The sequence below is a fragment of the Chryseobacterium sp. JAH genome (assembly GCF_001507335.1).
Classification (GTDB): Bacteria; Bacteroidota; Bacteroidia; order Flavobacteriales; family Weeksellaceae; genus Chryseobacterium.
Genome location: NZ_LMAH01000003.1, coordinates 371,059 through 383,423 on the forward strand (window position 1 = coordinate 371,059; position 12,365 = coordinate 383,423).

At 34.8% G+C, this 12,365-nt stretch carries 15 protein-coding genes; 5 read left to right on the plus strand and 10 right to left on the minus strand.

Going from position 1 to position 12,365, the window contains the following annotated elements; all coding sequences use genetic code 11:
- The first annotated feature begins 129 nt into the window (after nt 1-129).
- On the plus strand, nt 130-1,317 hold the full coding sequence (mnmA, locus tag AR685_RS08895; protein WP_059124333.1) for a tRNA 2-thiouridine(34) synthase MnmA: 1,188 nt from the start codon (nt 130-132) through the stop codon (nt 1,315-1,317).
- Between the two features lie 52 nt (nt 1,318-1,369).
- On the opposite strand, the gene AR685_RS08900 is transcribed toward mnmA, so the two are convergent.
- Nucleotides 1,370-1,774 carry a winged helix-turn-helix transcriptional regulator gene (locus tag AR685_RS08900; RefSeq protein ID WP_052187777.1) on the minus strand — a complete coding sequence of 135 codons (405 nt, stop codon included), beginning with the start codon at nt 1,772-1,774 and terminating at the stop codon, nt 1,370-1,372.
- A 117-nt stretch (nt 1,775-1,891) separates the two neighbouring features.
- On the opposite strand from AR685_RS08900, the gene AR685_RS08905 reads away from it, so the two are divergent.
- The 3 genes from AR685_RS08905 to AR685_RS17855 all read left to right on the plus strand — a co-directional run bounded on the left by AR685_RS08905 (nt 1,892) and on the right by AR685_RS17855 (nt 3,737).
- Nucleotides 1,892-2,647, plus strand: coding sequence for an SDR family NAD(P)-dependent oxidoreductase (locus AR685_RS08905; protein WP_059124334.1), 756 nt, complete (start codon nt 1,892-1,894; stop codon nt 2,645-2,647).
- Nucleotides 2,648-2,659: 12 nt separating this feature from the next.
- Nucleotides 2,660-3,430 (plus strand): SDR family NAD(P)-dependent oxidoreductase, encoded by a 771-nt coding sequence (locus tag AR685_RS08910; RefSeq protein ID WP_047443320.1) that lies wholly within the window; start codon nt 2,660-2,662, stop codon nt 3,428-3,430.
- Nucleotides 3,431-3,548: 118 nt separating this feature from the next.
- Nucleotides 3,549-3,737, plus strand: coding sequence for a hypothetical protein (locus AR685_RS17855; protein ID WP_082002091.1), 189 nt, complete (start codon nt 3,549-3,551; stop codon nt 3,735-3,737).
- 77 nt (nt 3,738-3,814) lie between these two features.
- Here the strand turns inward: AR685_RS17855 and AR685_RS08915 are convergent, their stop codons facing one another.
- A complete protein-coding gene (locus AR685_RS08915; protein ID WP_047443724.1) occupies nt 3,815-4,165 on the minus strand; it encodes a hypothetical protein in 351 nt (116 codons plus the stop codon).
- Nucleotides 4,166-4,177: 12 nt separating this feature from the next.
- The gene (locus tag AR685_RS08920) at nt 4,178-4,921 is read right to left on the minus strand and encodes a glycine-rich domain-containing protein (RefSeq protein WP_059124552.1); all 744 of its coding nucleotides are present in this window, start codon (nt 4,919-4,921) and stop codon (nt 4,178-4,180) included.
- Between the two features lie 119 nt (nt 4,922-5,040).
- On the opposite strand from AR685_RS08920, the gene AR685_RS08925 reads away from it, so the two are divergent.
- Entirely contained in the window at nt 5,041-5,940 is a 900-nt protein-coding gene (locus AR685_RS08925; RefSeq protein WP_047443321.1) for a hypothetical protein, read from the plus strand.
- 66 nt (nt 5,941-6,006) lie between these two features.
- Here AR685_RS08925 and AR685_RS08930 read toward each other — a convergent pair whose 3' ends face one another.
- The 7 genes from AR685_RS08930 to AR685_RS08960 all read right to left on the minus strand — a co-directional run bounded on the left by AR685_RS08930 (nt 6,007) and on the right by AR685_RS08960 (nt 12,317).
- Nucleotides 6,007-6,753, minus strand: coding sequence for a LytR/AlgR family response regulator transcription factor (locus AR685_RS08930; protein WP_047443322.1), 747 nt, complete (start codon nt 6,751-6,753; stop codon nt 6,007-6,009).
- A gap of 66 nt (nt 6,754-6,819) precedes the next feature.
- On the minus strand, nt 6,820-7,095 hold the full coding sequence (locus tag AR685_RS08935; RefSeq protein ID WP_047443323.1) for a 2TM domain-containing protein: 276 nt from the start codon (nt 7,093-7,095) through the stop codon (nt 6,820-6,822).
- Between the two features lie 29 nt (nt 7,096-7,124).
- Nucleotides 7,125-7,421: a 2TM domain-containing protein gene (locus AR685_RS08940; RefSeq protein ID WP_047443324.1), complete on the minus strand. Its 297-nt coding sequence runs from the start codon at nt 7,419-7,421 to the stop codon at nt 7,125-7,127.
- A 171-nt stretch (nt 7,422-7,592) separates the two neighbouring features.
- Nucleotides 7,593-7,892, minus strand: a complete 300-nt coding sequence (locus AR685_RS08945; protein WP_047443325.1) for a 2TM domain-containing protein — start codon at nt 7,890-7,892, stop codon at nt 7,593-7,595.
- A complete protein-coding gene (locus AR685_RS08950; protein WP_059124336.1) occupies nt 7,882-9,207 on the minus strand; it encodes a 2TM domain-containing protein in 1,326 nt (441 codons plus the stop codon). The genes AR685_RS08945 and AR685_RS08950 overlap by 11 nt, the downstream gene beginning before the upstream one ends.
- 199 nt (nt 9,208-9,406) lie before the next feature.
- Nucleotides 9,407-10,051, minus strand: a complete 645-nt coding sequence (locus AR685_RS08955) for a hypothetical protein (protein ID WP_059124337.1) — start codon at nt 10,049-10,051, stop codon at nt 9,407-9,409.
- 37 nt (nt 10,052-10,088) lie between these two features.
- Nucleotides 10,089-12,317: a TonB-dependent receptor gene (locus tag AR685_RS08960; protein ID WP_082671909.1), complete on the minus strand. Its 2,229-nt coding sequence runs from the start codon at nt 12,315-12,317 to the stop codon at nt 10,089-10,091.
- Nucleotides 12,318-12,365: the final 48 nt, after the last annotated feature.

Genomic DNA, 12,365 nt, shown 5'->3' on the forward strand with positions numbered 1-12,365 from the left:
CAAATTACAATTTTGCGATACAATCGTTTTTATCAATGCATAAAATTATCATTTTTTTTGTGAAAAGGATTATCGTAATTTTGCGGCTCAACTAAGAACTCCCGTTAAGAGTTTCGTAAAATTGAATAAATGAAAGTAGTAGTAGGCCTCTCAGGAGGTGTAGATTCAAGTGTGACAGCGTATTTGCTGCAACAACAAGGTCACGAAGTTGTGGCTTTATTTATGAGAAACTGGAACGATGCATCTGTCACTTTGGAAGACGAATGCCCATGGATTGAAGACAGCAATGATGCCTTAATGGTAGCCCAGAAATTGGGAATTCCTTTTCAGGTAATCGATATGAGCGATCTCTACAAGGAAAGAATCGTTGATTATATGTTTGATGAATATCAGAAAGGAAGAACACCGAATCCTGATGTTTTGTGCAACAGAGAAGTAAAATTTGACGTTTTTATGAAGACCGCAATGTCTTTAGGTGCAGACAAAGTGGCAACCGGACATTACGCAAGAGTAGATTCTACTTTTGATGAAAACGGAAAGGAAATCTTTCACCTTTTGGCAGGAAAAGACAACAATAAAGACCAGTCTTACTTTTTATGTCAGCTGAATCAGGATCAATTGTCTAAAGCTTTATTTCCGATTGGTGAACTGACGAAGCCTGAAGTAAGAGAAATTGCCAAAGAAATTGGCTTAGTTACTGCTGATAAAAAAGATTCTCAGGGATTATGTTTTATCGGAAAAGTAAGTTTGCCTCAGTTTTTACAACAGCAATTGATTGCGAAAGAAGGTGAAATTGTAGAGATTTTTAAAGATTCTCCTTTGTTTTCTGAAGAAATTCCAACATTTTCGTCTAAAGAAGAAGAGCTTGAATTTTTAAGCAAAAAAATCAATTATAAAAAAGATGACGGAAAAGTCATTGGCAAACATCAGGGCGCTCAATTTTTCACAATCGGACAAAGTAAAGGACTAGGAATCGGCGGACACAAAGAAAGCTGTTTTATCGTGTCGAGAGATATGGAGAACAACATTATTTTTGTGGGTGAAGGTCACAGTTTCCCTGGTTTACATAAAAAAGCTTTGAAAATTGACAATTCAGAACTTCATTGGGTTCGAGAAGATTTAAGATTAAAAAACGGAGAATCAATGGAGGTTCTCGGAAGATTCCGTTACAGACAGGAACTTCAGAAAGCGACAATTCATCAGTTTGAAAATGCATTCTATATGGAATTTGAAAATCCTCAATCAGCTATTGCAGAAGGACAATTTGCATCCTGGTATTTGGAAGATGAATTGATTGGAAGTGGAGTAATTTCGTAAACATATAAAAGACCTTTTCTAAAGGTCTTTTTTCTTTTTGAATCTCTTGAGATTATTCTGCGGTTACTGTTTCCTGTGATTCAGCATTTCTTTGCGTTTCAGAAGCGTTTCCAATAATTTCTCTCCTGTGTGCAATTCCCCATTCTGTAAGATGATTGATAATTGTTTTCAGCGATTTACCATGTGATGTCAGTTCATACTGAACAGTTATCGGCTGAGTATCTAAAACAGTTCTCTTTATTAATTTATTGATTTCCAAGTCTTTTAATTCTTTACTCAACATCTTGTTTGAAATACCCACCACATCGTTCAAGATATCCGAGAATCTTCTTTTGTTATAAAAACACACTGACGAAATAATGGCTATTTTCCATTTTCCGCTCAATACATCCATTGAGTCCTGAACGGCCATCATTTCTTTCTTATGTTCTTCTTTTATAAGCGGTTTACAATTCATACCAGTTACTTTTATGTTACTGCGTTACTCCGTGGTTACGGTTACTTTTCGTTACAAAGTTACCAAAATAAATCTCAATGTGATAATTTTGCTCAAGTTTTTAAAACAAATAAAATAATGAGTAAATTAAAAAATAAAGTAGCTGTCATTACAGGAGCTTCAAAAGGAATAGGAGCTTCCATTGCAAAACATTTTGCAGCAGAAGGCGCAAAAGTTGTCGTTAACTATGCATCAAGTAAAGACGATGCTGATAAGGTTGTTGATGAGATTATCAAAAATGGCGGAAAAGCAATAGCTGTACAAGGAGATGTTTCTAATGAAGCAGATGTCATCAGGATTTTTGAAGAAACAAAAAAAGCTTTCAGCACCTTGGATATTTTGGTAAACAACGCCGGAATTTACAACTACGAACCTATCGAACAGGTGTCGCCAGAAACTTTCCACCAGCAATTTAACATCAATGTTTTGGGGTCTATTTTTACGATTCAGTCGGCTCTGAAATTATTTGGTGAAAAAGGAGGAAACATTATCAATATCAGTTCAGGAGTGAGCAGATCACCTTTGGCAACAGGTTCTGTATATTCTGCAACAAAAACGGCATTGGACGCTTTCACCATCGCTCTATCTAAAGAGTTTTCGGGCAGAAATATTCGCATCAATTCTATTTTACCGGGTGTTGTAGAAACAGAGGGTTCTCGCAACGCAGGTTTTATCGGCAGTGAATTTGAAACAAAATTGATTTCTACTACTCCACTGGGACGAAGCGGACAACCTGAAGATATTGCAAAAGTCGCTGTGTTTCTTGCCTCCGACGATGCTGGATGGATTACAGGTGAGCAAATTGCGGTTTCGGGTGGAATTTATGGATTATAAAATTTAATTAAAATGAACAGATTAAACAACAAAGTAGCGGTAATTACTGGTGGAAACAGCGGAATAGGTTTTGGAATCGCTGAAGCTTTTAAAAATGAAGGTGCAGTCGGTACCATCACAGGGAGAAATGAGAAAACATTAAGTCATTCTGTAGATGCTTTGGGTGCACAATTTATCGGCATTTCAGGAGATGTTACCAATTTTGATAGTTTAGAAAATACTTTTAAGCAGACGGCTGAGAAATTTGGAAAAATTGATATTCTGGTAGTAAACGCAGGTGGTGTGGTTGACGGTGTTGCGATGGGTACTATTGACGAAGTTACTGAAGAAAGCTACGACGGATACATGGAATTAAATTTAAAAAGTTCTTATTTTACCGTGCAAAAAGCACTTCCTTACCTCAACGACGGAGCTTCAGTGATCCTAATCGGATCGAGTGCAGCCCATCGTGCAGCTCCGGGAATGGCAATCTATTCTGCAGCAAAAGCAGCGATTATTTCGTTGGCCAAAGGCTTGTCTCTCGATTTATTACCCCGAAAAATTAGAGTCAATACACTTTCGCCAGGCTCTATTGACACGCCCGTCTTTGGAAAAATGGTGCCTCAAGAACATTTGGATCAGGTAAAACAGTTGTGGATTGATATCACACCCGTCGGGCGACAAGGACTTCCTTCTGACATTGGAAATGCCGCTGTATTTCTGGCTTCGGATGAATCTTCTTTTATCGTTGGCACAGAAATACTTTCAGACGGCGGTTTAACTAATATCAGTTTGATGAAATAATTTGTGCCAGATATTTAATTACGAACATTAAGTCTGGAAATAATCTTTCCGGACTTTTTTGTGTAACATCTTTGAACTTGTTATACTTACTATGTAAATAACAATCAAATATATTATTATGAAAACTTTTTTAAAAAACCAGTATTCGTACACAAACAACCTATTGATCTTAATTGTTTCCGCAGTGTTCGGATACAACCTTTATCAAGCGATAGTACATCCGGAAAAATCTCATTTAACATTAAGTCTTATTCTGGTCATTATAACATATTATACGGTAAGAAAATATGGCGCTAAGTCATCCTAATAATCATTAGATCTGTAAAAAAATAATCCGAAGCATCTTTTGTTTCGGATTTTTTGTTTGAAAAATTTTAAATTAAATTATTTGAATTTTTGATTGAAGTAAGTGAACCTATAAAACAGAATAACAACACTTTCAATGATTAAAATAATTAGTAAATATCCAATCGGTTTTCCTAAATACAATCCTCTCATTAATTTTACAATTCCTAAAATGAAAATAGTCATCAAAAAATAAAAAGTGGTTTTTGAAAGGGCTTTATTTAAAAATTTCAGGGCATAAACCGAGAGATAAAATCCTGTCAAAAGAAGCATATAAAACTTTAAAAAATCAGGACCTTTTAACGCAATCACATTGCAAGTATTATTGTAACTGATGAGCCAAATCATACTCACAGCTACCGGAACTAAATGAAATATTATGCTTTTCATTCCGATCATCTTTTAACTTCCACATCCGCCACAACCTCCGCCACCGCAGCCGCTTCCGCAACTCGAGCCACCACTGCAGCTTGAACTTCCTCCACGACAACTACTTCCACTTTCACCATTGTTATTGCTTACATTATTTTCTTTGTTTTTAGATATTCCTTCCTCAAAAACTCTTCCAATAATGTAAATCAGGAGAAAGGAGGTAAAGATTACCACAAAGATGGTGATCAAAACATTTGAAACATGATCAGAACACGAACCTAACACAAGTAAAATTGAAGCGACAGGAAACAATCTTAAACTCCGAAACCAGAAATTTTTAGATTTTCGATTTTGATTTTTCCAGATTTCTTCAGGCGCTTTGTAAGAAAATACTTCACGGTAGTTTTCTAAAGTTTCTGTAAACCAGCTTTTGTGTTTGCTCACCTCTGCTGTTCCGCCGTTTGATGGATGATGATGAAGATTTCTTTTAAGTATGTTCGGACAAAAATCTTCCCAGTAGTTTTGAGTGTAAATAAGATGCAGATGCCAAACTTTGTCCACAATTTCACTTGGTGATGCGCCATTTGGTGAGATGCAGCAGAGATATACAAATTTTTTGTACTCTTCAATTGCTTTCTCAGTAAATTCAGGTGTCCAGTTTTCTTGTTTTGCAAGTTTTTTTGAGAATGGGAATGCCACATTCTCTGCGTCAATTGAAAACCCTTGAATTCTTTGCCAAAGATTTTCATTTCTTAATACATTTGTTGTTTTCATTTTGTTTTTGTCTTTTCTTTTTCTACTCAAATTTCATTCGATTAGAAAATATAAAAGTCCCATAAAAATCTTTTTTAGAATTAAAAAAATCTTAAATTAGTCTTACAAAATAGTAAGCAATGAAAAAAGAAGACATTTTACATCTAGAAAAACTGATGAATTATCTAAGCCTTCATTTTTTAAAGAAAAACCGCTGGGAGGATGTTTCAAAAACAGAATGGTCCTACATCGTTGACGAACTCAATGAGCTGATCGTGAATGATACTGAAGAAAAAAAAATTAAGAAAAAAGCAGATAGCTTGGGATCAAATTATCTTTATGAACATTTGATTATCAACAAATTAAAGAAATTTAATCAAAACGAAAATTCTGTTCTCAGCAAACCAAATCTTGCCAAACTCAGTCTTATTGTGAAAGTTCTGGGTTACTCAAATTATATTGATTTTATTAATTCGAACACAGAAGCTTTTAATTTTAATGATTTGAGAATTGACATGAATAATACCAAACAAAACACATTGCTCCTGGATCGTTTAGTGGGCTGCTGGTATTCTTATAACCGAAATCTACCCGATAATCAGCTTCAGGCAAAAGATGACCGAATCTGGCGTTCTGCCATGGAAATTTATAAGTCTGAAACATCCGGAGAATATTTTATCGAAAGAAGCGGTGGAGATCAGCATAAATATTTTGGTAAAGTGACAGCCTATTCTGATTACGTATTTATCATTATGAACAGCAATACGTTTATTCGCCAGAGACATTTTATCTCAAGGATAAAAGATATCAAAGAGAAAATTAAAAATCCAGAATATAAGCTCTATGAACTGCATTTTATAAGCACGTGTATTAGTTTTAATCAAGAGCCAATTGCTCTTTTTGAGATATTTCAAAAGGTCAGCGACAGAAGAACCTTTATTCCTGATTCTATCAGTTTCCCAATCGACAGTGACGAAATTCCAGCTTCAATCATCAAACAGCTTGAAGATACTGAAGCTAACAGAATTGCTTACAAATAAATGAAAAACAAGCTGGTCTTAGAAGCAGTTTAGTGATTGTATTTATAAAAGAGAAGAACCCAAGCTTTAGTTTCCAACCAACCAATCTTTAAAATCTTTTACACGATCGCGACTGACTGTAATTTCTTCGGCTGGCTGAAAATTGAGTTCTACCTTATAATTGGGGGAAGTGTGGATGTTTTTTATGTTATCCGAATTGATAATAAACTGTCGGTTTACCCTGAAAAACTTTTTTTCGTCCAGAACCTCTTCCAGCTCATCTAAAGTGAAATCTGTAGGGAAACTGCGCTCTGATGTCTGAAGGTATACAATTTTGTTTTCACTGTAAAAACAACTCACCTCATGGGTCTGTACAATCTTCAAATTATATCCAATTTTCACCAAGATTCTCGACAGTGTCGTTTTATCTTTTTTGATCAACTGCTTAATTTCCTGCACATTCCCAGAGCTTTCATCGGGCAGAAAAGATTTAAATTTCTCAATAGCACCCGAAAGATCTTCTTCTAAAATTGGTTTTAAAAGATAATCTATGCTGTTCAGCTTAAATGCTTTTAAAGTATATTGATCAAAAGCCGTCGTATAAATAATAAATGACTTGCTGGGAATTGTCTCAAAAATGTCAAATGACAGGCCGTCCCCCAAAACAATATCCGAAAAAATAAGCTGTGGGTGGTCATTATTTGCAAACCAATTAACCCCTTCTTCCACAGAATCTATATTAGCAACAAGCTCAATTTCAGGAAATAAGCTCAACATCCGTTCTAATCTTCTTGCTGCGGGTTTTTCGTCTTCGATGATAACAGTTCTGATCATGAAATTTTGGTTTTTGAATCCTGAATAATTTAAAAAATAAAAATAGAGAAAAAGTAAGAGGTTTTTCTAAAAATCAATCGGTTTTTTAGTTTTTTTCAACTCCTCCTCATAGATTCGGGTTTCCCATTTGTCGTCTATTACAAATAGTTTTACAGCTTTTACTATTAAAATAATTCCCCAAATTGTCAGAATAATCGATCCACTAAAAATAGATCTTTCCAAATCTTCTGTTCGGTAAAAATTCCTGATCGATATAATGACAGAGACAATTCCGAACCATAGAAGGTTTTTGTAGAATTTTTTTAACTGCTGTACTCTTTTGTATGCCTGATGGTATCTCATGATTAATAGTTTTAAATGAAAATTTTAAATTATAATGATTTTGTTTTTCTTCTTTCTTCCTCCATCAACTGCTGTATTTTCTTTTCTTCCCAATCTTTACCAATTCCGAAAACATTAGCGGCATGAGCGGCAAGCCCGATTCCCCAGCCTAACATCGGCCAATAAAACCACAATTCGCTTGGCGATGTCAAAAGATTGATGATCAATAAAAAAGGAATTACAAGACAATATGAAGTAAGATTTCCATAAAACCCTTTTAATTCTTTTACTCTTTTAGCGGCTCTGTCGTACGCTAGATTTTCTTTGTTGAATGATAAATTTTCCATGATCTTTAATTTTAAATTAGATTTTGTTTGTTTTCTTGAGTCAAATTTAGCTCAGAATACACACTCTATTCAACTTAATATGACTGAACCGTAATTTTTGACAACTGAACAGCAAAAATCCCGACTCAACAGAATCAGGACTTTATTTTTTTAAAAAAAATTAGAAACGAACTATTTATTTTTATCCATTAATTCTTTAATTTTCTTTTCCTCCCAGTCTTTCCCGAGAATAAAAGTCGGCAGAAAAACACTCAATCCGTGCGCTGCCAATCCAATTCCCCAAAATAAAGGCAGTGTGAATATATCCCAGTCCCAAAAATTTTCTCCATTCTCTCTGTCGATTGCTTTTGAGGCTACGATGAAGAGGTTCACAAAAACATATACAATTGCATGAATGTAAAAACCTTTAATTTTTTTCATTCTTTTTTCCGCCTCACGGTAACGGATATCTTGTTCTTTATTATTTTCCATAGCGTTTATTTTCTTTTTCTAAAATTTCTCTGATTTTCTTTTCTTCCCAGCCTTTTCCTATTGTGAAAACACTCATTCCGTGTGCGGCGACCCCCATTCCCCAACCCAGCATTGGCCAGTAAAACCAAAAACTTTTCGGGTTAGTAATTAAATTTAAAATCACCAAAAATGGAATGACAATACAGTAGGATATCAAATTTCCATAAAAACCTTTGATCTCCTTTACTCGTTTCTGTGCTCTTTCATAAGCTTTGTCTTCAGTATCAATAACTGGAATCACAATATTCGGTTTTTCTGAAAGAACGGGTAATTTTACTTTAAAATAATCTTCAGATTTTTCAATAAAAACATTCTTTTTCGTCAGTAAAGAATACCGCTGAACGATATTCGCCAGACCAATTCCTGCGCTTTCTTTCATCTGCTCTCTCACCTGCAGATTATTTTCGATGCACAGCGTATCGTTCTCAGAGAAAACCTTGATCAATAATGGTTTTGAGGAAGTTGCAAAATTGTGTTTGATACAGTTTTCCAAAAGCAGCTGTAAAGACAGTGGAACCACAAATCGCCTCAAATCTTCTTCTTTCACATTGAATTCAAAATCTACACTGTCTTCAAAACGAGTTTTCAACAATTGGCAGTAGGTTTTCGCAAATTCAATCTCATCTTCTACGGTTACCAATTCTTTATCTTTCTGCTCCAGAACATATCTGTAAATCTTCGACATTGAGGCTGTAAACTTCTGAGCCTGATGTGGGTTTTCGTCAATCAAAGAGCTCAAAACATTTAAAGAATTAAAAAGAAAATGCGGATCAAGTTGGTTTTTAAGACTTTCAAACTGCGCATTGGCAGATTTTGCAATCAATTTCTGCTCCACCACTTCTTTTCTGGAAGTCTTTTTGAGCTCTTCCATAAAACCTTTTGCATGGAGAAACGTGGAAATCAGTAATGCAATATTGATCGTAAACCAATTGATGAAATTATATCTTCCCGAAAAATATTCTTCCGTAGAAACCCCTTTCTGAAAAACGACAAAATTCATGTAGTTGCAGAAATACACTAAGATGATATTGGCAATCAATATCGAAATAATGCTGATTACCGCACGTTTAGTTGTTGCTTCAGACCAGGGAAATCTTTTATTGAGAAAATTATTTATCAGTCCGTTTCCTACACCTAAAACGAATGAATACATAAACGAAATCAGCAAGTTGAGCATAAAGTTCTCCACCGTTTTTTCATCGGTAAAGGCGAAAAAAAAGAAGAGCGATGTTCCCATCGAGATCCAGAATAGTGCGATTATTTCTTTACGTTTCATGAGTAGATAATATTTATTAAAGATCTCTTACAATCGATGATTCTTCATGTTTTTGTATGTACAAATTTATACTTACAATCTAACGGTTCAAAAGTAGATGAAATTATTTTGAGCGAAAAATAGATGTTGCTGAGCGGTCGGTACTGAAATCTGAGTTGCAAAAAATTAAGCTTCCTGAAGAAGGCTTTTTTGCTTGCAATTATTTAACCGTTTGGTTCACAAAATATTCCGCTTCAGATTTCCCCCAGTTCGGATCTAGATCGGTTTTCGGTTTATAGGAGTCGAATTTTTCTAAAGCTCTTTTGAAAAGTTCAATCCCTTTAGACTGACTTCCTCCATACTGTTCCGGCGTGAAATACACATCTTCAGCTTTGATCAGGGCGATTCTCGGGTTATTCGGATCTAGTTTCTCTGCAGAAGCCAATTGTTCGGTTGCTTTCATTCCAAAAGTCATGTATCTTTCCATAGGATTGACCATCATTTTTAGAGAATAAATCATTTTCTGAAGCAACTGAATTTCCGCATTATTTTCAAAACCTTTGGCTTCATCCAAATATATCTGCGCCTGATCTGCAACCTCATCCAAACCTTGTACTTTATTTTCTCTCATCAGGATTCTCCCTTTCTGAATGTATGAGTAAGCGGTATAATAAGACGGCAGCCACTTTCCTTTTTCTTTGTCAGCAATGCGTTGAAAATCGTTGGCCAGAATCTGAAATTCTTCGGCTTTTTTTCCTGCTTCTATTTTATCTATTTTTTCTTTCATAACTTTTTCATAACTAGTCTGAGAGAAAGACATAAAACTGATCAGAACTAAAGCAAAACTTAAAAACTGTTTTTTCATAATTTTAATATTAAAGGTTTATATTTTTTAAATAAATTTAAAGATTATTATTGATCGCGTCCTGGGTCCTATCAACACCAAAACTGATAAACATTCCTACAAAAACAAAAGTATTGACCGGCGGAACAACAGCTGAACGATTTCCATTCTGTGAAAAATTATATCCATAGATATTTTTGGTTCCAAAAACATTTGAAACGCTCAAAACAAAGATAGTGAAGGCCTTTGCATCTTTTTTACCTAAATTCGGGAGATAATTGATGCTGAAATTCAATGCATTATAATCTTTAAGCTGTCCTTCACTCCTGATACTATTCTTATCGTTTTGCGTGATAATATCATAATAAGGCCGTCCTTTAGCGTAAGTGTAAGAAAGATTAATTCCCGTTTTCCATTTTGGAATAAATCTTTTTGCGACCGCAGAAATCGTATGCTCCGAAGCAAAATTTGGTTTTAAACTGAAAGGATAATTCAGGAAATCTCTTTTGGAATCAAGAAACGAATAGCTGATCCAGTAATCAATATTCTCAAATGTCTTTTTATCTCTCCAGAACAGTTCTAATCCTTTTGCGAAACCATTTCCGTTACTGTTGATCGCAGTCTGTATCTGTTGATTCTGACCTCCGGTTGACATAATGTTCTGCGTTTTTATCAGTTCATTATATTTTTTATAAAATGTTTCAAACCTCAAACTTCTGCCTTCCGTCGATCTTTGAACCTGAAAAATAAAGTGTTGCGATTGCTGAAAATCTAACTGAGCAGAAGAGTTAATATATTTACTTTCAGGATTTTGAAAAAACAAACCGTATGCGAAAGAGGTTGTCCAGTCTTTTGCAAAACGATATGCCAATGCAAAACGCGGAGCGATGTTGGTTTTATTTAAATACGAAGAGTTTTCTGCTCTTACCCCAATTTTTGCTGATAAATGGTTGCTAAAACCCAAATCGGTTTCCATGAAAGCGGAAGATATAAGATCTCTATAATTTTTATTGATTTCACCAAAGTTAAGTTTTTCGTTGGCATAATTTAATTCAAAACCACCACGCAAAGCACTTATTTTATTAATCTTTCTGTCGATAACTGCTTTAATGTTGATGTAATTTCCATCATTTACTACTTGTGATTCACTGGATTCAGTATCATTCGTTTCTGTAGAAAATTTCAGATCTGACTGATTATAAGAATAAGAAGTTCCAGCATTCAGAAGATACTTCCCAAATTTTTGCTTAAAAGAAAGGTTGTGATATGTATTCTTTCCTTTTAGTTTGACCAAAGAGAAATCATAATTTGACTCTAAGCTTTCTGTTTTTACGCCCATTATATTGGTGTCAAACATTCCGTAATATTTTATAAAACCACCAGATTTTGTTTTCAACCTAAAATTAGCGTCTCCATTCAAACCTTGTGGAGCATCGATAAAATCAGTATTAAAACTAAAAATTTCCTTCATCAGATTCAGGTTAGAATATCCTGCTGAAGCTCCAAAAGAATAGTTTTTGTTATCGCTTAACTTCTGGAAACCTCCATTTAAAAATATAGGAGAAATTCCGAAATCGTATGAACTCTGATCAGGAAGATCTACACTTTCGAGCATTAAAGCTCCTGACAAAGCCTGTCCGTACAATGCTGAATAGCCGCCGCTTGAAAAAATATTTCCTTTAAATAGTGAGGTATTGAAGCGGTCTCGTCCTGCAATTCCCGGAACTGAACTTGAGAAATAGTTATTGATTAAACTTCCATCCATGAAAATTTTAGCCTCGGTTCCTGTTCCACCACGTACAAACAACCCCTCCGTTTCGCCGACTTTCTGAACTCCTGGAAGGTAATTTAATGCAGAAGAAATTTGCCCGTCGGCTCCTGCGGTTGTATAAATGTCTATCGGTGTCAACAAAGCGGTAGCTCTTTTTTTGTCACTTGCTTCGATTGATCCTGCAGAAACTACAACCGCATCTATTTCGTTGATCTGCTCTTTTAATTCAACATTGATTGTTTGATTTTGGTCATCAATTGTGATTGGTTTTTCAATTTCGTAATATTTTACATGGGTAAATGTTAGCTTATGTGCCCCTTTATCGGAAGTTTCAAAAGAGAAATTCCCTTCCGCATCTGTTGTTGCGCCATCGTAGGTATCCTTTAAAGTCACATTTACTTCAGCTATTCCTTTGTTTTTAAAAGTGACTTTTCCTGAAATTTTCACCTGAGCAAAATTCATAATACATGAATAAAACAACAAGATGAGAATGATTTTATGAAAATTAGATTTCATGTCTGTAAGTTTTTAGCAAAAGTATACAGGATCATTGAAATCTCTTCA

Bases quoted from the DNA above. Each gene is read 5' to 3' on its own strand.
- mnmA (WP_059124333.1), top strand. From the start codon at position 130: ATGAAAGTAGTAGTAGGCCTCTCAGGAGGTGTAGATTCAAGTGTGACA.
- AR685_RS08900 (WP_052187777.1), bottom strand. From the start codon at position 1,774: ATGAATTGTAAACCGCTTATAAAAGAAGAACATAAGAAAGAAATGATG.
- AR685_RS08905 (WP_059124334.1), top strand. From the start codon at position 1,892: ATGAGTAAATTAAAAAATAAAGTAGCTGTCATTACAGGAGCTTCAAAA.
- AR685_RS08910 (WP_047443320.1), top strand. From the start codon at position 2,660: ATGAACAGATTAAACAACAAAGTAGCGGTAATTACTGGTGGAAACAGC.
- AR685_RS17855 (WP_082002091.1), top strand. From the start codon at position 3,549: ATGAAAACTTTTTTAAAAAACCAGTATTCGTACACAAACAACCTATTG.
- AR685_RS08915 (WP_047443724.1), bottom strand. From the start codon at position 4,165: ATGAAAAGCATAATATTTCATTTAGTTCCGGTAGCTGTGAGTATGATT.
- AR685_RS08920 (WP_059124552.1), bottom strand. From the start codon at position 4,921: ATGAAAACAACAAATGTATTAAGAAATGAAAATCTTTGGCAAAGAATT.
- AR685_RS08925 (WP_047443321.1), top strand. From the start codon at position 5,041: ATGAAAAAAGAAGACATTTTACATCTAGAAAAACTGATGAATTATCTA.
- AR685_RS08930 (WP_047443322.1), bottom strand. From the start codon at position 6,753: ATGATCAGAACTGTTATCATCGAAGACGAAAAACCCGCAGCAAGAAGA.
- AR685_RS08935 (WP_047443323.1), bottom strand. From the start codon at position 7,095: ATGAGATACCATCAGGCATACAAAAGAGTACAGCAGTTAAAAAAATTC.
- AR685_RS08940 (WP_047443324.1), bottom strand. From the start codon at position 7,421: ATGGAAAATTTATCATTCAACAAAGAAAATCTAGCGTACGACAGAGCC.
- AR685_RS08945 (WP_047443325.1), bottom strand. From the start codon at position 7,892: ATGGAAAATAATAAAGAACAAGATATCCGTTACCGTGAGGCGGAAAAA.
- AR685_RS08950 (WP_059124336.1), bottom strand. From the start codon at position 9,207: ATGAAACGTAAAGAAATAATCGCACTATTCTGGATCTCGATGGGAACA.
- AR685_RS08955 (WP_059124337.1), bottom strand. From the start codon at position 10,051: ATGAAAAAACAGTTTTTAAGTTTTGCTTTAGTTCTGATCAGTTTTATG.
- AR685_RS08960 (WP_082671909.1), bottom strand. From the start codon at position 12,317: ATGAAATCTAATTTTCATAAAATCATTCTCATCTTGTTGTTTTATTCA.